An 18,647-nucleotide genomic window follows, 5' to 3' on the forward strand; every position below is an offset into this window, starting at 1 on the left:
GACGTGGCCGGTTCCCGCCCGGACGGAGGCCGCCCCGGCGTCGGTTCCGGGGCGGCCTCGTTGCCGCGGCCCGCTTCCGGTGGACCGCTGCACATGATGACCTTAGCAGTTGATAAGATTGTCAATTGCATGCATGGTCAGGAAGAGGAGTGCGTATCTCACCGCAGAGCCGCACGGCGGCCACGTCCGCTCCGTACCCGGTGCCGGCAGTGGTGGTGTGCCGCCGTGTGCCGGGTGGGCGCGGCCCGTGCGGGTGCTGCGGGCATCCCTGGTTCCTGTCCGGCCCCGCTGGTCGCGCGGGGTGCATGAGCGCTCGCCGCCGTCCCCGGAGTTGTGCCTGGGGACGGCGGCGAGCGCGACCACGCGCTCGACGCCCGTCCGGCGGGCGAGCCCGTCCGGCCGGTTGCTAAGGTCAACTCCTTGACGATGGCCCACCCGACGGAGACGGTGACGACGTGAACGCCGAAACACCCACCCCGCCTCCCGTGGTCGGCGCGCCCCTGTACCAGCTGAAGGCGGAGTTCTTCAAGACCCTCGGGCACCCCGTGCGCATCCGCGTCCTGGAACTGCTGAGCGAGCGCGAGTACGCGGTCGCCGAGATGCTCCCCGAAGTCGGCGTCGAGGCCTCGCACCTGTCCCAGCAGCTCGCCGTCCTGCGCCGCTCCAACCTCGTCATCGCCCGCCGGGAAGGCTCGACCGTCTACTACCGCCTGACCAACCCCCAGGTCGCCGAGCTCCTGCGGGTCGCCCGGGTCATCCTCGGTGGTGTCATCAGCGGACAGGTCGAACTCCTCGACGGCCTGCTCTCCCAGCCCGAGGGCCCCGCCCGCGACTGACCCGGGACGCGTACCGACCCGCCCCGCCGGTCGGGTGCGCCGCGTTGCCCCGGTGCACGTCCCCGCGGTCCCGTGAAGTCGACCGGGGCGGCGCGCTCGGGGCGCGCAAGCCCGAGGGCGACAACCCGACCACAGCGCGGACCGTCGGCCTCCCGGACCTCAGGACACTCCTCGCCGACGCCGCCACCACCGGCCGTCGCCTCCACGTCCGGCCCAGGTAGGGCCGGACGGGCCCCATCCGCGCACGGGCGATGCTGACGGGCCGTTCGGGCGTGCTGCCGCCCGTGTCGCGGTGCCGGGCCGTCGGTGTCGCCGGTGTGGTCCTCCGGGACGCGGTCGGTGGTGTCAGCCCGTCCGGTCGTCGCGGGGGGTGCGGCCGCTCCAGAGGGGTTCGAGGAGCCCCCAGGAGTGCTGCCAGGCCCGGTCGGCCCGGTGGTCGAGGGCCGTCAGCCGGACGCCGAGGGCGGCGATGACGAGGGCGGCGAGGCCGCCGAAGGCGAGGAGCCCGAGGCAGGCCGCTTCGGCGGCGGTACGGACCGCACCGGGAGGGGCGGAGACGGGCAGGCCGGCGTCGTCCACCCGGATCCCGACCGTCGAACCGGGGACGGTGCCGCCGGGAACGGCGACGGTTCCGGTGGCACCGCGGCCGTCGGGGGAGGTCCACGCGGCGTCGGCCTCGTACCGCGCCCTTCCGGTGCCGGCCCCGACCAGCCGGTGTGCCGGCGTGAGTGCGACCGCCTGGACGTCGTGCGGACCGGTGGCCGTCACGGAGTCCCGGTGCCGGAGCGAGACGAAGCCGGCCGTCGCCGCGGCGGCGCAGCAGGGCAGGGCCAGCACGATGCCGAGTGCGGCCGACAGCAGGGCCCGGCTGCGTGCGCGGTCGATCGGGCGGACCAGCGGGTTGCCGTCCCGCCGGAACGCCTGCCGCAGGTGGGTGCGCAGGCGCGGGACCCGTCCGGCGGGGTCGGGAACGGCGGTCATGTGGGTGCTCCTTCTCCAACAGCCCGGTGGAAGCGGCGGGTTCTCCGACTGCCGGGCGGACGGCGGCGGTTGCGGCCCGGTCTCACGGATGGGGGACCACTGCCACCGGGGTGGTGGAGTGGTGGAGCACCGCGTGGGCGACGGGGCCGAGCAGCATGCCGAGGTGATGACGGCGCTCGCGCCGGCCGACCACGACCAGCTCGGCGCCGGCGGCCGCGTCCAGGACGGCCCTCGTCCCGCCGCCGAGCCGGACGTCCTCGACGACCGGCACGTCCGGGTACCTCCCGCGGTGCTCCGCGAGGTGCTCTGCGAGCAGGGCCGCCTCCGTGCGCTCCTGCCCGGGGACGTCCACCGGCGGCGGCATCATGCCGGCGTACGCCCAGGCGGGGAGCGGTTCCCAGCCGTGGACGGCGCGCAGTGCGGCGCCGCGGCGTCGCGCCTGCGCGAAGGCGAAGGCGAGGACGGCCTCCGCGGGCTCGCCGGAGTCGAGCCCGACCACGACCTCGCCGGGGGGCGCGGTGTCCCCGTCGGGGACGGGCGCCGTCTCGCGGACGAGGACGGTCGGAACGGTCGCGCGCGCGGCCACGGCGAGGGAGACGGAGCCGACCAGCAGGCCGGCGAAACCCCCGAGGCCGCGGGAGCCGAGCACCAGCAGTTCCTGCTCCCGCGCTTCGGCGACCAGCCCGTCCACCGGGTCGTCGGGCCTCACCGCGGTCTCCACCGTGAGGTCCGGGTGGGCGAGGCGGATCCGGTCGGCGACCCGGGCGAGGGCGTCGAGTGCGGCGGGCCGTAGGTCCCCGGGCTCGGCCCGGTCCAGGTTCTCGCCGCTCAGCCAGGGCCAGACGTGCAGGAGGCGCAGGGGCGCCCCGAGCCGCCGGGCCTCCGCGGCCGCCCACATGGCGGCGCTCTCGCTCCGCGGTGAGCCGTCGAGTCCGGCCAGGACGTGTCGCGTCGTCACAAGTGCTCCCTCGGGATCGGGTCGTGGGCCGGGCGCGAGCGCCGCCCGGTGGCACCAATCTCCCGCCGGGCCTCGTGGGGAGCCCAGGGCCGGACGGAACCCGCCGTTGGGCCGGTGGTCCCGAGGGGGCCCGGCGGTGCGTCAGGCGCCGTACGCCGTACGCCGGGCGCCGGTACGCCGGTGCGCGGCCCGGTGCTGCCAGGACCATCGGGCGGGGGAACAGGGACCGCCGGCGGGGGAGTCAGGGACCGCCGGACGCGGGTGACGGGACCGTTGGCCCATGGGGCGCGCCGCTCGCGGGATCGAGGATTTCCGCGACGGGCAACGGCGCGGACCGGGGCCCGTCCGCACGGTTCAGCACCTCGCGAAGGAGCCTGTGATGTCCGTACACGACAGCGGGAGACCACCGGTGGACACGTCGGAGGAGGGCCCACGGGGGCGCAGCGCGTCCTTCGGGCTGCCCGCCGCGACGGCGCTGGTGGTCGGCAGCATCATCGGCACCGGCGTGTTCGCGCTGCCGTTGGCGCTCGCGCCGTACGGGCCGGTCGCGCTGGTGGCGTTCGTGCTGGTGACCGTCGGGGCGCTGGCGCTGGCGGTGACCTTCGGGCGGCTGTCGGAGCGGGTGCCGGGCAGCGGCGGACCGTACGTCTACGCCCGTGAGGCGTTCGGTGAGTTCGCGGGCTTCCTGACCGCCTGGTCGTACTGGATCACCGCCTGGGCCGGGAACGCGGCCATCGCGGTGGCCTGGGTCGGCTACGTCGAGGTGTTCGTCAACAAGGGCCACCACACCGGGGCCTCGGTCGCGATCGCGTTGGCGGGCCTGTGGCTGCCGGCGATCGTGAACCTGGCCGGTGTGCGCAGCATCGGGGCGTTCCAGGTGGTCACCACGGTGCTGAAGTTCCTGCCGCTGGCGTTCATGGCCACGGCCGGCCTGCTGTTCGTGAAGTCCGGCAACTTCGGGGCCTTCAACGCCGGCGGCGGCTCGGCCCTGGGCGCGGTCTCGGCGGCCGGGGCGATCGCGCTGTTCAGCTACATCGGCCTGGAGACCGCCTCGGTGGCGGCCGGGCGGGTGCGGGACCCGAAGCGCAACGTGCCCCGGGCCACCGTGTACGGGACCCTGGCCTGCGCGGCGATCTACCTGCTCGGCACCCTGGCCGTCTTCGGCACCGTCCCGCACGACCGACTCGCCTCCTCCACCGCGCCGTTCACGGACGCGATGAACGGCATCGCGGGCGGCACCTGGGCCGGGAACCTGGTCGCCGCCGCGGCGATCGTCTCCGGGCTCGGAGCGCTCAACGGCTGGACGATGATCTGCGCGGAGATGCCCATGGCCGCCGCCCGCGACGGACTGTTCCCGGCCGCCTTCACCAGGACCCGGCGCGAGGTGCCCGTCTTCGGCATCGTCTCGGCGACGGTCCTCGCGTCGGTGCTCACCGTGATCAGCTACACCCGCTTCACCCAGGTCTTCACCGAGATCGTGCTGCTGAGCGTGCTCACCGCCGTGATCCCGTACCTGGTCTCGGCCGCCGCCCAGCTGTACTGGCTGGTCCGCCGGGGCCGGGAGGAGCTGAGCCGGCGCCGCTTCGCCCGGGACGTCACCGTCACCGTCCTGGCGATGGGCTTCTCGTACTGGTCGATCCAGGGCAGCGGCTACCAGACCGTCTACTACGGCCTGTTCACCGTCCTGCTCGGCATCCCGGTCTACATCTGGCTCAAGCGACCGCACACCCGACCCGCCGCGGCGCCTCCCACCGGCACCGCCACCCCGCGCTGACCCCACGCCGTCCGCACCGAACCCCGAGGAGCACCACCCATGTCCACCCTGCGTGTCGATTCCGAAGCCGGCCGCCTGCACCAGGTGATCCTGCACCGACCGGGCCTGGAGCTGGCCCGGCTGACCCCGCACAACGTCGACGAGCTGCTGTTCGACGACATCCTGTGGGCCAAGCGCGCCCGCGAGGAGCACGACGCCTTCGCCCAGGCGCTGCGCGACCACGGCGTGCGCGTGCACCACTACGCCGACCTGCTCGCCGAGACCCTCGACCTGCCGTCGGCCCGGTCCTGGCTGCTCGACCGGGTGGCCAGCCCGGCCGTCGTCGGCCCCGCCCTGGTCGACCCGGTCCGGGAACTGTGCGAGCAACTGGACGGCGCCACGCTCGCCGAGTACCTGATCGGCGGCGTCCTCAAGGACGACCTGCCGCTGAAGAAGCCGCACAGCCTGGTGTGGAACACCCTCGGCGACCAGGACTTCGCCCTCCCGCCGCTGCCCAACCACCTCTTCCCGCGCGACAACTCCTGCTGGATCGGCGCCCGGTACAGCCTCAACCCGATGGCGAAGCCGGCCCGCCGGCGGGAGACCCTGCACACCGCCACGATCTACCGCTTCCACCCGCTGTTCGCCGAGACCGCGCCCGCGCTGCTCGACGGCACCACCACGGCGCCGGGACTCAGCGTCGAGGGCGGGGACGTCCACGTGATCGCCCCGGGCGTCGTCATGGTCGGCATGGGAGAGCGCACCACCGCACCGGCGGTCGAGAACCTCGCCCGGCAGCTGTTCCTGACCGACACCGCGCACCGGCTGATCGCCGTGCGGCTGCCGGAGAGCCGGGCGTTCATGCACCTGGACACCGTCATGACGATGATCGACCGGGACACCTTCACGCTCTACCCCGGCCTGGCCCACCAGCTGCGCTCGTGGACCCTCACCCCCGCCCCCGAACGGGCGGCCGGCTTCGACGTACGGACCGACACCGACCTCGCCGCCTCGCTCGCCGAGGCCCTGGGCCTGGACAAGGTCCGCTTCCTGTCCGCCGACCAGGACGCCCGCGCCGCCGAGCGCGAGCAGTGGGACGACGGCAGCAACTTCCTCGCGCTCGAACCCGGCGTCGTCGTCGGCTACGAGCGCAACACCACCACCAACACCTTCCTGCGCAAGCAGGGCATCGAGATCGTCACCATCGCGGGCTCCGAGCTCGGCCGCGGCCGCGGCGGCCCGCGCTGCATGAGCTGCCCCGTCCAGCGTGACGCCGTCAACTGACCAGCGAGGAGCGAACCCCATGACCACCGACCTCACCGGCCGCCACTACCTGCGCGAACTCGACTTCACCGCCGCCGAGATCCACCGCCTCCTCGACCTCGCCGCCGAGCTGAAGGCCGCCCGGCGGGCGGGCACCGAAACGCCCCGGCTGACCGGCCGCAGGATCGCCCTGATCTTCGAGAAGAACTCCACCCGGACCCGCTGCGCCTTCGAGGTCGCGGCGGCCGACCAGGGCGCCATGACCACCTACCTGGGCCCGGACGGGTCCCACATCGGCCACAAGGAGACCATCGCCGACACCGCCCGGGTCCTCGGCCGGATGTACGACGCCATCGAGTACCGCGGTTTCGGCCAGGACGTCGTCACCGAACTCGCCCGGAACGCCGGCGTCCCCGTGTACAACGGCCTCACCGACCAGTGCCACCCCACGCAGAGCCTGTGCGACGTCTTCACCATGCGCGAGCACAGCGGGAAGCCGGTCGAGGAGATCTCCTTCTGCTACCTCGGCGACGCCCGCAACAACACCGCCAACTCCCTGCTCACGATGGGGAGCCTGCTCGGCATGGACGTGCGGATCGCCGCACCGCGCGAGCTGTGGCCCGACCCGCTGCTCGTCTCCGAGTGCCGGCGGCTCGCCCGGGACAGCGGCGCCCGGATCACCCTCACCGACGAGGTCGACGAGGCCGTGCGCGGCGCGGACTACCTCTACACCGACGTCTGGGTGTCCATGGGCGAGGACCACGCCCGCTGGCCCGAGCGCATCACCCGGCTGCTGCCCTACCAGGTCAACGCCAAGACGATGGCGGCGACCGGCAACCCGGACACCGCCTTCCTGCACTGCCTGCCCGCCCTGCACGACCGCCGCACCGACCTCGGCGCCGAACTCGCCGCCGAACACGGGCTCGACGGCCTCGAAGTCACCGACGAGGTCTTCGAGTCGCCGGCCTCGCTGGTCTTCGACCAGGCCGAGAACCGCATGCACACCATCAAGGCGGTCCTCGTCGCCACCCTCGGGAGGAAGTGACCATGCGCATCGTCGCCGCCATCGGCGGGAACGCCCTGCTCCAGCGGGGCGAGCACCCCGACGCCGCCGTCCAGCAGCACCACGTCCACGACGCCGCCCGATCGCTCGCCGAACTCGTCACCGCCGGGCACGAGGTGGTGATCACCCACGGCAACGGGCCGCAGATCGGCCTGCTCGCCCAGGAGAGCGAGGCCGACCCGGCGCTCACCGCGCCGTACCCGCTGGACGTCCTCGGGGCCCAGACCCAGGGCATGATCGGCACCCTGCTCGCCCGCGAGCTCATGGAGCGGCTGCCGGGCCGCGCCGTGACCGCACTGGTGACCCACACCGAGGTCGACCCCCACGATCCCGCCTTCCGGCGCCCGGGCAAGTTCATCGGCGGGCAACTCACCGACGAGCAGGCCGGGGCGATGGAGACCGAGCGCGGCTGGACCACCGCGCGGGACGGCGCGCACCTGCGCCGGGTCGTCCCCTCGCCCCACCCCACCGCGATCGTCGAACTCCCCGCCGTCCAGGCCCTCCTGGCCACGGGAACGGTGGTGATCGCCGCCGGAGGCGGCGGCGTCCCGGTCACCCGGGACCCGCACACCGGCCGCGTGCGCGGCGTCGAGGCCGTCGTCGACAAGGACCTGGCCGCCGCGCTGCTCGCCGAACAGCTCGGCGCCGACGCGCTGTTGATCCTCACCGACGTCACCCACGTGTTCACCCACTACGGCACGACCCGCCCGGGCCCGCTGGTCACCGCCACCCCCGAGCGGCTGCGCGCGCTGGACCTGCCCGAGGGCTCGATGCGGCCCAAGGCCGACGCCGCCGCCGGATTCGTCGAACGGACCGGCGGCCTCGCGGCCATCGGCCCCCTCGACAACGCCCTCGGCGCGCTCCTCGGCACCACCGGCACCACCGTCCGCGCACTGCCGACGGTCGCGGGGCCGCGGCCCGCGGCGCTGCCGGCCGGAACCCCGGTCCACGGCCGCGCGGGAACGCGCACCACGGTCTGACACACCAGGAAGGGAACCACGATGAACCGACCGCAGACCCGACCCGCCCCCGCCGTCACGGTGACGACCCGCGGCGAGGTCGCCCTGGCCGCGCCCGACTACGCCCGGACCAAGCTGCTCGCCGTACTCGAACGTCTCGACGAGCCGGTCCTCTCCGTCCGGGTGAGGCTCACCCAGGAGCCCAACCACGCCGTGGCCAGGCCGTCGACCGCCCAGGCCACGATCGATCTGAACGGCCGTCCGGTGCGGGCCCATGTCGCCGCCGCCACCATGCAGGAGGCCGTCGACCTGCTCCAGGACCGGCTGAACGCCAGGATCGCCCGGGTCCGGGCCCACCGGCACCACCACCACGCCGGGCAGCCCGCCGCCGCGGGGCGCGGCAACGTGCTGTACCACCGGTACGACGGCCACTACGGCGTCATCACCCCCGTGCGGTAGCCGGCGCGAGCCGGCCCGGCGGGGCCGCTCCCCGGTCCGCACGCCGACGGCCCGCCACCGAAGCCACGGTGGCGGGCCGTTGACGTGCGGCGAGCGGCCGTGCGACGGCGACCGGAGCCTGGGCGTGGTGGATCACCGCGTGGGAGACCGGGCCGATCGTCAAAACGTTCGGGTCCCTGCCGACAGATGCGGCAGGGACCCGAACATTCACTGATGGTCGCTGCTAGGAACCGCTACCGGAGATCACGCCATTGACGATTGATGATCTGGCGTCCGCCTAGATATTTTCAAGGAAATCCACCGATGCGGCCTTGAGCATCATCTCGTCTATGTCGGAATCATCTCGAAGGTTCGGATTCGCGCAGTAGGAATCAACGGCCGAAAAGAGCTTGTCCACGGCCCTTGCCGACCCTGCGTCGAGGCCGGGATCAATGGCGCGGAACAGTGCAAGAAAAACGGCCTCGAACTCGCTCGCGGAAATCCTGTCCTCCGCGAATGCCCTCGATACTACAGCAAATGGAACAACTCTGCTGTCCATCAGAAAAGAAACCCATCGTGAATTACGCTCTGCAGTTGACTCGGGCTCAGCTTCCATCCGCTCAGGAAACTGCCGTCCGGGTTTGCGAGCACGGCAAGGCCGGTCTTGTCGTCGTAGAAGGCGCTTGCGGGATTGCCCCTGTAGCTAATGAAAACGTGCTTCACGTTGTCTCCGTCCAGAAATTTCCCGATTGCCGCCTCGAAGGCTTTCCTGTTCGCTCCGTTGTTGTTGCCCGTGATGCCGAAGTCTATCGCGTGCTTAAACTTCTTATCTAGCTGCTTGGGGTCAATCGTGACGGCGCAGGAAAAGCCGCCGGAATTATGCACCAGGAGTGGCGTGGCGCCAGCGAGTACATAGTACGTGTGAACGGTCGAGACAGTCAGGTTGTAGGCGGGCTGAAGAGCCTTCCGGTGCGTGGTGGTGGTGATGGACGCGGCCTGGCCGGCAGCAGTCAGTACGGTGTCGCCGGGCTCAAGTGCAACAGCGTCCTGCCAGGTGTGCCGATTCTCCGACCAGAACGGATGGTTGTCAGTCGCGGTGACGGTACCGTCGGCACCATCCGCCGAGGTGACGGTCAGATCGGTGAAATCGCGGTCGTCAGGCGTGTAGATAGTTGCCTCGACTGGGCGTGGTCCGCTTTCGCCGGTCTGCGGATCGGTTGCTTGGACGGTGTCGCCGATCCTGATCTGTTCGATGGGCTTCGTTGTGCCGTCGCCCATGAGAACGAGGGTGCCTGCGGGAAAGCTGTTGCGGCAGGCCTTGGTGACAGCCTTGGCCGCCTTCTTGGTGCCGGTGATCCAGTTCCAGGCGGCCTCGACCCCGGCGAGGGCCTTCTTGCCGAATTTCTTGATGAGTTTGGCCCCGGCACTGGCCCAGCCGGCGATGGGGATCATGCTGAAGCAGGACAGGCCGAAGTCCACGCCGCTGGCGTAGTCGGCCAGGTACTCGCCGCCGGTCCAGAGGCAGTTGATGAGGTCCGCGGCCTCGCCCGGCCCGGGCACGAGCCCGATGAGGTCGAGCTTGGTGTGCATCATGTCGGCGAAGCTGTCGTAGCTGGCGTAGTCCGCCGGGTTGACGCTGGTGCCGAAGTACTTCTGGTAGGTCAGGTAGCCGTTGAGTGCGTCCTCCCAGGAGATGCCGCTGTCCTCCGCGAACTGACGGAGTTTCGTGTAGGCCCAGAACGTTTCTTCGTCCTGCGCCGCGCGGGCCTTTTCCGCCTGGGCCGCCGCGATGGCCTGCTTCTGCGTCTCGATGGCGATCGCGGTCGCGCGGTCCGCGGACTCGTGCGCGTTCTCCGCGGACTGGCGGGCGGCTGTGACGGCGGCGTAGGCGACGTCGGCGGACTGTCGGGCGGCGGTGGCACTGGCCGTGGCGCGGAGCGCGGAGTCCTGTGCGGCACTGGCGCTGGCCCGGGCCTGGGCGGCGGCCTTGCCCGCGGTGGCTGCCGAGGTCCTGGCCTGGGCGGCCGAGGTGTCCGCCTGGTCGGCGGACGTCTTGGCGTCCCTGGCGTAGCGGGCCGCATTGTCCGCGGACTTCTGGGCCTGGGCGGCGGCTTCCTGAGCCTGAGCGTTGGCGTTGTTGGCATCGGCTGCCGCCTTGGCCGCGACGGCGGCGTTCTCCTGTGCGAGGGCGGCGACCTGGTAGGCGGAGGCGATGGTGTTGGCGACCGTCGCCTCGTGCGCGCGGGCGAGGTCGTCCTGCTGGCGGGCCCGGTAGCGGCCGCTGGTGAGGAATTCCGTCTTGGCTGGGCCGGGGCTCTCGATGGCGATGGCCGCGGCGAGTTTGACCTCTTCCCCGCTGCCGTCACCGGACTCCATGAGCTGGGAGACCACGACCTGGTCGTCGCTGGCCTTGGCGGTGTACTGGCCGCGGGTCAGGAAGGCGGTCAGGGCCTCGGCGGTGTTGGTCTCCAGCGCTGCCTGCGCGGCGGCATTCACCCCCGGTCCGCCGGTCTCCAGGAGCTGGGAGACCTTGACCCGGTACTCGCTCAGCGCGGCCTGGTGGCGGCCGGTGGTGAGGAAGGTGTGGACCTGGGCGGCGTCGCCGCCGGCGAGGACGGTGGTGGCGGCGGTGCGCACCGCCGGGAACTCGCTGTCCTGGGCGAGCTGTCGGGCTTGGGTGATCTCGTCCTGCTGGCCGGAGGCCGTCCAGGCGGAGCGCACGTAGTCGATGACGGCCTGGTCGGAGCCGGTGAGGGCGTACTCGGCGGCCGCCTTGCTCCACGGCCCGCGGGTCTTCAGCGCCGTGACGGCCATCTTGCGGCCGTTGGCCACGACGGTGGCGGTGTCGGCGCCTGGCTGGGATGCCTGGGCGGCGAGCTGGGCGGCACTCTGGTCGAGGGCGAGGGCCTGCGTCTTGGCCTTGTCGGCTTCGATGACGCCGAGGTCGAAGGCGGCCTTGAGGTCCCGGGCCTGGTTGATGCCGGTGGCCTTGCGTGCCTCGCGTTCCTCCTTTTCACCGGCCAGGGCGATCTGGTGGACCTGTACGGCCTTGTTCACCGCCTCCGTGGCGGTGTTGGCGGCCGTCGTCGCGCTGGCGGCGTGCGCGGTGGCGCGCTCCGCCGCAGTGGCGGCGTTCCCGGCGTGCAGGGCGGAGTTGCGGGCCGCCTCGGCCGCGTTCGCTGCGTGGGTGCCGGCGGACCGGGCCGCGGCCCCGGCCTCGCGGGCTGCCGCGGAGGCCTGGTCGGCGAGGGCGGCGGCCTTGTTCGCCGAGCGCGTCGCCTCGGCGGCGTGCCGACCGGCGGAGATTGCGGCCTGTGTGGCCTCCTCCGAGTAGGCGCCCGCCGCGTTGGCGTAGTTGTTGGCCGCCGCCGCTGCCTGGCTGGTGGCTTCGAGGTCCCTGTCCGCGGCGGCCGCGGCGCGGGCCGCATTCGCCGCCGCGGTCGCGGCGCCGGCGGCGCGGTCGGCGGCGTCGGCGGCGTAGAGGGAACGTTCTGCTGCGTGTTCGGCGGCTTTCGCCGCCTCCTCGTTGACCTTTCCGTCGGCCGCCGAGGCCAGCGCCTGGGTGGATGCCTTCTCCGCGCCGGCAGCGGCGGATTCGGCTTGCGACGCGGCGGCCGCGGCCAGACGTGCGGCGGTGTTGGCAGCCTGTGCGGAGGCGATGGCAGCCTTCGCCGCCATCGCGGCCTGGCGTCCCGCCTCGGCGGCGCGCTTCGCGGCGGCGGCAGCCTTGACGGCGTCGCCCTGTGCGGCCGCGGCCTCGTTACTGGCCTTCTCGGCCTCCTCGCGGGCCAGGCGCGCTCCCGTGACGGCCTGGTCGGCGGTCTCGACGGCGGAGTTCTTCTCGCGCTCCGCCTGGTCGCCGGCCTCCTTGGCCTGCTGGGCGAGCTGGGCGACGTCCGCGTACTCCCGGTCCCGGGCCGCGGAGATGTGCTGACCGACCGCCAGGAACTCGGTGATGTCGTCGAGCGACCCTTCCAGGGCCAGCATGCCGGCCTGTTTGGTGGCCGGTCCTCCGGTCTCCACGACCTGGGAAACCCGGACCCGCTGGTCGCTCTCGCGCGTGACGTCCTGCGTGTGGTTCAGGAACGTGCGGACGTCCTCGATCGAACCGTCCAGCGCCTTGAGTGCGGCGGCCTTGGTGGTCGGGCCGCCGGACTCGGCGAGCTGTGAGACCAGTACCCGCTGGTCCTGCTCCAGCGGTGCCTTGAAGCCCTGGGTCAGGAACGCGGCGACGACGGCGTTGTCGTGGCTGTCGAGTGCGGCTGCCGCGGCTCGACGCAGGGCCGGGCCCCCGGTCACAACGATCTGGAGAACCGCCTGGCTGTTGTCCTTGGCCTCGGCCTTCGCCCACTCGCTGTCCTGGCCGGGGCCCGCCGGGCCGAGGAACGACGCGACCTTGTCGTCGCCCCCTGCAAGCGCCTCCTCCGCGGCGGCCTGAACTGCCAGACCGCCGCCCTTCCAGGCCTGCAGAACCCGGCCCCGATCGGACAGCACGGGAGCCGCAGGATCCGTGTCCGCCGACACCGGCGTCGCGGAGACCAGCGACACCATCAACGCGATCGGCAGGATCCCGCGGCACAACCACCGTGTGCCCGGCCCCCTCTCTCGGAATGCTCTTCTCAGTTCCGGCAAATTCACGAAAACCCCTCCAAAAGAACCAAGGAAATTGGACGCGGGCAGCACAAATAAGGCCTTCATCGAAGGCCTGACCTGTTTTCAGCACGAACAATCGGAGTGCTTTAGGCAATTCCTAGGCAGTCTCCGCAACACCCAAGTATCCATGTCGACGCGGTCGCTGACCATACATTAGGGTCGGGTGGCCGGTGGGGCTGTCGGGACTGTGGCCGGCCATGATGTCCGGTTTTGCCCTCGAAAAAACGCATAAAGACATTAACCAAACCGGGACAAGTCAAAGGAATTTCATGAGATACCGTGCTCCCCGTGCCAGGGCGGCGTCAGCCGCCGTGGCACTCACCGTGTTCGCCGGGCTGGCGTCCGCCGCGCCCGCACTCGCCGAAACCCCCTCCGCCGCGGACGCCCCCACCGTGGTCGAGGACGGCGCCTATCCCGACGCCGCCCAGATCCTGGCCGACAAGGGCATCACCCTCACTCGCGGCGACGGTGGTATCACCCTCGCCGACTGCACCCAGCCCGGCGGCTACCAGATCAAGGTCCTCGCACGCACCGCCCTCGAAGACGACGGCGATATCATCTGCTTCGCCGCCCCCGGCGCCACCGGCTACCTCGCCTTCACCATCCCCGACGCCTACCGCATCACCACCTACAACCGTTCGGTGCGCGCCAGCCTGTCCACCGACCAGAAGCCCACCGAGACCACCGATGTCCCCGCCAACGGCACCAAGGGCATCGGCGAGTCACTCGACCCCAAGGCCCACGCCGTCCTCCTCGAACTGCGCGTCACCGGCTCCACCGTGACCCCGCCCACGGGACAACCCGATCCCGCCAGCGCGTTCGCCGCCCACCTCGCCGTCGGCGACCAGGGCCGCACCTGCACTGGCGCACTCGTCGACCGGCAGTGGATCCTCACCGCCAAGTCCTGCTTCGCCGACGACCCCTCCAACCCTGGCACCGTCACGGCCGGGGCACCCAAGCAGCCCACCACCGCCACCATCGGCAGGACCGACCTCAACGCCACCGGCGGACACCAGACCAGGATCATCGAGCTGGCACCCCACCAGGACCGCGACCTGGTCCTGGCCCGCCTGGACGTCCCGGCCGACGGAATCGCGCCGATCGCCCTCGCCACGACCGCGGCAGCCGCCGGTGGAACGCTGACCGCCGCTGGCTACGGCCGCACCGCCACCGAGTGGGCCCCCGGCAAGCTCCACGCGCCTGCCGCCATCGCAGGCGCCGTCGTGGCCGCCGGCTTCGACCTCACCCCCACCGCCCCCGGCCTGATCTGCAAGGGCGACGCCGGCGGGCCGATCTGGAGCACCGAGAACGGCAAGGCCGCCCTGGTCGGCGTCATCTCCCGTTCCTGGCGGGGCGGTTGCCTCGACACCCCCGCGACCGAGACCCGCACCGGCGCCTACGCCGCCCGTACCGACGGCCTGGCCGCCTGGGTCACCTCGGCCGTGGCCACCGGTGGCGTGGTGGTCAAGTCGGACACGAAGCTGCAGTCCGGCCAGTCGATCACCGGTGCGGATCTGAAGCTGACCATGCAGGCGGACGGCAACCTGGTCCTCACCCACCGGCAGGTCAACGCCGGTGTCCTGTGGTCGAGCGGGACCTCGGGCAACAAGGGGGCGTGGGCCTATGTGCAGCCGGACGGCAACTTCGTCGTCTACAAGAGCGACGGCAACCAGTCCGCCGGCACCGGTGCCCTGTGGGCGTCCAACACGTGGGGCCAGAGCGGCGCGTTCCTCAAGCTCCGGGACGACGGCAGCCTGGCCGTGGTCAAGGCCGACGGCAGCGCCGCCCTGTGGTCCACCGGCGCCACCCGCCTGGACCCGAAGCTGAACAGCGACACCAAGATCAAGACCGGTCAGTGGTTCCAGTCGCAGACCGCCGTGGTCGAGATGCAGGAGGACGGCAACCTGGTGCGCTACCGCCGCGCCGACGCCGAGCCCACCTGGAACACCAACACCTCCGGGAACAAGGGGGCGTGGGCGCACGTACAGCCGGACGGCAACTTCGTCGTCTACAAGAGCGATGCCAACCCGTCCGCCGGCACCGGTGCCCTGTGGGGCTCCAACACGTGGGGCCAGAGCGGCGCGTTCCTCAAGCTCCAGGACGACGGCGGCCTCGTGCTGTACAAGAAGGGCGCCGCCGAGACGGCCGCCAACTCCGTCTGGTCCTCCGGCACCTTCCGACCCGTCAGCCAGCTTGCGGCAGGCCAGCAGGTGTACGCGAAGACCACCCGCCTGGCGATGCAGTGGGACGGCGACCTCGTCCTCTACCGCCTCAGCGACAACACGGTCCTGTGGCACAGCAACACCGCCGGCAACAACTACGCATCCCTTCGCATCCAGGCCGACGGCAACGCCATCGTCTCCTCCGCGGACGGCAACCGCAGCCTCTGGGCCACCGGCACCTTCTGGTCGGCGGGCGCCTACCTGAAGCTCCAGGACGACGGCAACCTCGTCGTCTACAAGGCCGACGGCGGCGAAGGCATCGGCAACGCCATCTGGGCCACCAACACCCTCGCCTGATCGCTGCGTCAACCAATACCAAGCACAGCCCGGGTGACTCGTTCGGCCGGATGCCGTCACACGCCCGGCGGGCTCCATCTGCCTCCTTCAGGAGCACTTGGAGCCCGCCGGGCGTCCCGCATACCCGCCCCGAGCCGGACAGCGGCCTCGCGGCAGGCGGTCGCCGTCCGGTTGTCGAGTTCTTGGTCGACGCGCTGTACCCGGCGCTGCTGCGGCGCACCGTCTGACGCCTCGCCGGGGCCGTCAACTGCAGGGTGGGCGGTAGGGAGTCCGGGATGGCCCATGGGGGAGGTCCTTGGGACCTACCGGATCGACCTGTGGTGGACCGCCGAGCCAGAGGATGACGAGGACAACCAATAGGCATCACGGGGCGTAGCACCGTCGGCAGGCCCCGGCCCTCTGCAACGAGACGTACCAGTACACCGAGCAGCTTCAGCCCGTCAGACAGAACCAGGACGCCGGCACTCCCTTCGCGTGGTCGCCCTCCTGGACGCTCACTGCGGAAGGCCAGTCGCTCAGGTGCCCCGGCACCCGGTTCCCCTCGCACAGGCTGACAAGCCGGCCATCGGGCCCGAACCAGCGGCCCGCATGGGGCGTCCGCGTAGTACGCGGCCACTTCGTCGGCCCAGGATTCGAGCCAGGCCGTCGATGGAGGCCGGGTGCGGGCCGAGGATGGCAATCTCGGCGGGCAGTTGGGTCGGTTGCGGCACCCTACGTGCCCGAGGAAACGCCGGTGCTCCCGGCTGGTCGGCGGTGGCTTGCCAAGCCCGGGGCGGCGTTCCGGCGGAGGGCGTGAGGGAGGTGGCGAGCGTGGTCGAGGTCTGGGGTGTGGGAGTCGTCGGCGCTCCGCGAGCACACGGGCCGGGGCATCAAGGCGTTCGTCGGGCAGTATGGGGGAGAGGTTCCCCGAGGCCGTTGCGAGATCACCCACGATGAGGACGAGTTGCTGACGTTCCATGACTTCCCGGCCGAGCACCGGGCCCACCGGCGCTCGACCGGTCTGATCGAGTCGACGTTCGCCGGCGCAGGGCGCCCGGCCGGACCGGCCCCGGCGGTGGCGGCATGAACCGGCCGACCAACGGGGCACTGCACCATGTCGAGATCTGGGTGCCGGACCTGGAGCGGGCCGTCGTCTCCTTCGGCTGGCTGCTGGAGGCCCTGGGCTACACGCTCTTCCAGAGCTGGGGCAACGGCCGCAGTTGGAGGCTCGGAGCGACCTACCTGGTCTTCGAGCAGTCCCCGGACCTTACCGCCGGCCGGCACGACCGGTGCCGGCCCGGGCTGAACCATCTGGCGTTCCACGTCGAAGACCACCACACCGTGGAGGCACTGGCCTCGGAGGCACTGCGGCACGGCTGGAACCTGATGTTCCCCGACCGCCACCCGCACGCCGGCGGCGAACAGAGCTACGCCGCCTACCTGGAGAACACCGACGGCTTCGAGGTCGAACTCGTCGCCGTCAACCCGTCCGAACCGGACTGACGACGATCACCCCGGCCACAGGTCGTGACGACAGCTCCCGCCCCGGGGAGCCGGCCGTCGACGTCCGGCCCGAGTTCCGCACCCTGTGGCGGCGGTCGGACGGCTGGTGGTTTCTCGACGAAGCCGCACGCGTGGCGGGTCTGCTCCCCTATCGTCGGGTGGCATGGGGAGCTTGGGGGACGGCGGGTTCGGCGGTTCGGTGCCCTACTCGGGTGTGCCGCCGGTGTTCGAGGACCGGACGCCGGACGCGTGTGTCGTGGTGCCGGGCATCATGGGCAGCGTCCTGGAGGACGCCGCGACGGGGCGCCCGCTGTGGGGTGTGGACCTCGGGATGCTGACGGGTGCGTCGGCCGGTGAGGGGCTGTTCGGTGCGCTGCGGGCGGACGAGTCGGAGCGGGCCGCCGACGCGGACACCTTCCGGCGGGCGCCGCTGACCCGCGTCCGGGCGACCGGGCTGCTGGCGAAGCCGTGGTGGCTGCCCGTCCTGGAGGGCCTGGACCCCTATGGCGAGGCGGTCAAGAGCCTGCGGAAGGTCACGCTGGCGCCGGAGGCGGTGGCGCCGTTCCCGTACGACTGGCGCCTCGCCGTCGCCTACAACGGCGCGGTGCTCGCCCGCGCGGCCCGCGCGCACCTGACCGACTGGCGGGAGCGGGTCGCCGCCCGGCCCGAGTGGCGGGCCGCCGGTGGGCGGCAGCCGCGGCTGCTGTTCGCCGCGCACTCGATGGGCGGGCTGGTGGTGCGGGCCGCACTGGAGCAGGACCCCGAACTCGCGGCTGACACCCGGGCGGTGGTCACCGTCGGGACCCCGTTCCTCGGCTCCGTGAAGTCCGTCCTCACCCTCAACCTCCTGCACGCCGGGGCGAAACCGGCCAGGCTGCTGCGACAGGTGCAGGCGATGGCGGCGACCCTGCCGGGCGTCCACGACCTGCTGCCCGACTACCGCTGCCTGGACCGCGGACTGGAGGTCGACCGTCTCACCCCCGCCGATGTCGCCCGGCTCGGCGGCGACGAACACCTGGCCGCCCGCTCGCTCGACGAGCACACCCGCCGCTGGGAGCACCCGTTCGCGATGCCCGGGCACCGCGCGATCGTCGGCGAGGGACAGGCCACCGTGCAGACCCTCGACGAACAGCAGCGCGCCGGGCATGCGGTCGCCGTCGGACGGCACCACTCCTTCGACGCCGGCGCGGACGGCGAACTCGTCCGCGACCCGGCCACCGGCATCCCCGCCCGCCGCGACTCCCGCGGCGACGGCACCGTGCACACCCCCTCCGCCCAGGCCGGCGGCACCGAGGCGCGCACCTACGTCTTCGGCCAGCACGGCACCCTGATGCGCCACGACGACGTCCTGCGCCAACTCCGCAACATCGCCGTGGAACGCCCCCAGGGGCCTCGCCTCTCCGGCACCAGCGCCGGACCGGGCCTGGAGACCCCGCGGCTCGGCGGGACGTTCGGGCAGCCGCTCACCCTCCACGTGACCGGCCTCGACACCCCGGCCAGGGGGAGCCTCACCGTCCGCAGCGCCACCACCGGCCGCATGGGCCACCCCCTCACCCTCCGCCGCGACCCCGACCGAACGGACGGCGCCCTCGCCGCCCGCTTCACCGCCGACGCGCCCGACCTGTACCGCGTGACCCTGGACGTCGAGGACCACGTACCGATCACCCAGCTCGTCCTCGTCAGCCCGCCCGACGCCTGAGCCGGAACGCCGCCTCGACCGCACCCGACGCCTGAGTCGGAGA

General features: G+C 72.1%; 14 protein-coding genes. 10 read left to right on the forward strand and 4 right to left on the reverse strand.

Annotated elements, in window-relative coordinates; translation table 11 throughout:
• The first annotated feature begins 455 nt into the window (after positions 1-455).
• Positions 456-836, forward strand: a complete 381-nt coding sequence (locus ACIQ87_RS27210; RefSeq protein ID WP_402411179.1) for an ArsR/SmtB family transcription factor — start codon at positions 456-458, stop codon at positions 834-836.
• Positions 837-1,181: 345 nt separating this feature from the next.
• Here ACIQ87_RS27210 and ACIQ87_RS27215 read toward each other — a convergent pair whose 3' ends face one another.
• Together ACIQ87_RS27215 and ACIQ87_RS27220 are read right to left on the reverse strand one after the other, a co-directional pair.
• Entirely contained in the window at positions 1,182-1,817 is a 636-nt protein-coding gene (locus ACIQ87_RS27215; protein WP_402411182.1) for a hypothetical protein, read from the reverse strand.
• Positions 1,818-1,899: 82 nt separating this feature from the next.
• On the reverse strand, positions 1,900-2,775 hold the full coding sequence (locus ACIQ87_RS27220) for a universal stress protein (RefSeq protein WP_402411184.1): 876 nt from the start codon (positions 2,773-2,775) through the stop codon (positions 1,900-1,902).
• A 379-nt stretch (positions 2,776-3,154) separates the two neighbouring features.
• Between ACIQ87_RS27220 and ACIQ87_RS27225 the strand changes: the two genes are divergently transcribed.
• Genes ACIQ87_RS27225 through ACIQ87_RS27245 form a run of 5 tightly spaced genes read left to right on the forward strand, consistent with a single transcriptional unit; the run spans position 3,155 to position 8,272 of the window.
• Positions 3,155-4,549, forward strand: a complete 1,395-nt coding sequence (locus ACIQ87_RS27225; protein WP_402411186.1) for an APC family permease — start codon at positions 3,155-3,157, stop codon at positions 4,547-4,549.
• Positions 4,550-4,588: 39 nt separating this feature from the next.
• Entirely contained in the window at positions 4,589-5,812 is a 1,224-nt protein-coding gene (locus ACIQ87_RS27230; protein ID WP_402411189.1) for an arginine deiminase, read from the forward strand.
• A gap of 19 nt (positions 5,813-5,831) precedes the next feature.
• Positions 5,832-6,836 carry an ornithine carbamoyltransferase gene (gene argF, locus ACIQ87_RS27235; RefSeq protein WP_402411191.1) on the forward strand — a complete coding sequence of 335 codons (1,005 nt, stop codon included), beginning with the start codon at positions 5,832-5,834 and terminating at the stop codon, positions 6,834-6,836.
• A gap of 2 nt (positions 6,837-6,838) precedes the next feature.
• A complete protein-coding gene (locus ACIQ87_RS27240) occupies positions 6,839-7,834 on the forward strand; it encodes a carbamate kinase (RefSeq protein ID WP_402411193.1) in 996 nt (331 codons plus the stop codon).
• A gap of 21 nt (positions 7,835-7,855) precedes the next feature.
• Complete coding sequence (locus ACIQ87_RS27245) at positions 7,856-8,272, forward strand: HPF/RaiA family ribosome-associated protein (RefSeq protein WP_402411196.1); 417 nt, start codon at positions 7,856-7,858, stop codon at positions 8,270-8,272.
• A gap of 277 nt (positions 8,273-8,549) precedes the next feature.
• Here the strand turns inward: ACIQ87_RS27245 and ACIQ87_RS27250 are convergent, their stop codons facing one another.
• Complete coding sequence (locus ACIQ87_RS27250; RefSeq protein ID WP_402411199.1) at positions 8,550-8,810, reverse strand: colicin immunity domain-containing protein; 261 nt, start codon at positions 8,808-8,810, stop codon at positions 8,550-8,552.
• Entirely contained in the window at positions 8,810-12,802 is a 3,993-nt protein-coding gene (locus ACIQ87_RS27255) for a colicin D domain-containing protein (RefSeq protein ID WP_402411202.1), read from the reverse strand. Before ACIQ87_RS27255 ends, ACIQ87_RS27250 begins: the two co-directional genes overlap by 1 nt.
• Positions 12,803-13,173: 371 nt before the next feature.
• Between ACIQ87_RS27255 and ACIQ87_RS27260 the strand changes: the two genes are divergently transcribed.
• From ACIQ87_RS27260 to ACIQ87_RS27275, 4 genes are all read left to right on the forward strand, one after another.
• Positions 13,174-15,423, forward strand: coding sequence for a trypsin-like serine protease (locus tag ACIQ87_RS27260; protein ID WP_402411205.1), 2,250 nt, complete (start codon positions 13,174-13,176; stop codon positions 15,421-15,423).
• A gap of 943 nt (positions 15,424-16,366) precedes the next feature.
• Positions 16,367-16,489, forward strand: a complete 123-nt coding sequence (locus tag ACIQ87_RS27265; RefSeq protein ID WP_402411207.1) for a hypothetical protein — start codon at positions 16,367-16,369, stop codon at positions 16,487-16,489.
• A complete protein-coding gene (locus ACIQ87_RS27270) occupies positions 16,486-16,905 on the forward strand; it encodes a VOC family protein (RefSeq protein WP_402411210.1) in 420 nt (139 codons plus the stop codon). The genes ACIQ87_RS27265 and ACIQ87_RS27270 overlap by 4 nt, the downstream gene beginning before the upstream one ends.
• 163 nt (positions 16,906-17,068) lie before the next feature.
• A complete protein-coding gene (locus ACIQ87_RS27275; protein ID WP_402411213.1) occupies positions 17,069-18,604 on the forward strand; it encodes a hypothetical protein in 1,536 nt (511 codons plus the stop codon).
• Positions 18,605-18,647 lie beyond the last annotated feature (43 nt).

It is taken from the genome of Kitasatospora sp. NPDC096204 (genome assembly GCF_044763205.1).
GTDB lineage: Bacteria > Actinomycetota > Actinomycetes > Streptomycetales > Streptomycetaceae > Kitasatospora.

Coding starts and splice junctions, on each gene's coding strand:
- ACIQ87_RS27260 (WP_402411205.1), top strand. CDS start 13,174: ATGAGATACCGTGCTCCCCGTGCCAGGGCGGCGTCAGCCGCCGTGGCA.
- ACIQ87_RS27230 (WP_402411189.1), top strand. CDS start 4,589: ATGTCCACCCTGCGTGTCGATTCCGAAGCCGGCCGCCTGCACCAGGTG.
- ACIQ87_RS27250 (WP_402411199.1), bottom strand. CDS start 8,810: ATGGACAGCAGAGTTGTTCCATTTGCTGTAGTATCGAGGGCATTCGCG.
- argF (WP_402411191.1), top strand. CDS start 5,832: ATGACCACCGACCTCACCGGCCGCCACTACCTGCGCGAACTCGACTTC.
- ACIQ87_RS27240 (WP_402411193.1), top strand. CDS start 6,839: ATGCGCATCGTCGCCGCCATCGGCGGGAACGCCCTGCTCCAGCGGGGC.
- ACIQ87_RS27215 (WP_402411182.1), bottom strand. CDS start 1,817: ATGACCGCCGTTCCCGACCCCGCCGGACGGGTCCCGCGCCTGCGCACC.
- ACIQ87_RS27275 (WP_402411213.1), top strand. CDS start 17,069: ATGGGGAGCTTGGGGGACGGCGGGTTCGGCGGTTCGGTGCCCTACTCG.
- ACIQ87_RS27255 (WP_402411202.1), bottom strand. CDS start 12,802: ATGGTGTCGCTGGTCTCCGCGACGCCGGTGTCGGCGGACACGGATCCT.
- ACIQ87_RS27245 (WP_402411196.1), top strand. CDS start 7,856: ATGAACCGACCGCAGACCCGACCCGCCCCCGCCGTCACGGTGACGACC.
- ACIQ87_RS27225 (WP_402411186.1), top strand. CDS start 3,155: ATGTCCGTACACGACAGCGGGAGACCACCGGTGGACACGTCGGAGGAG.
- ACIQ87_RS27270 (WP_402411210.1), top strand. CDS start 16,486: ATGAACCGGCCGACCAACGGGGCACTGCACCATGTCGAGATCTGGGTG.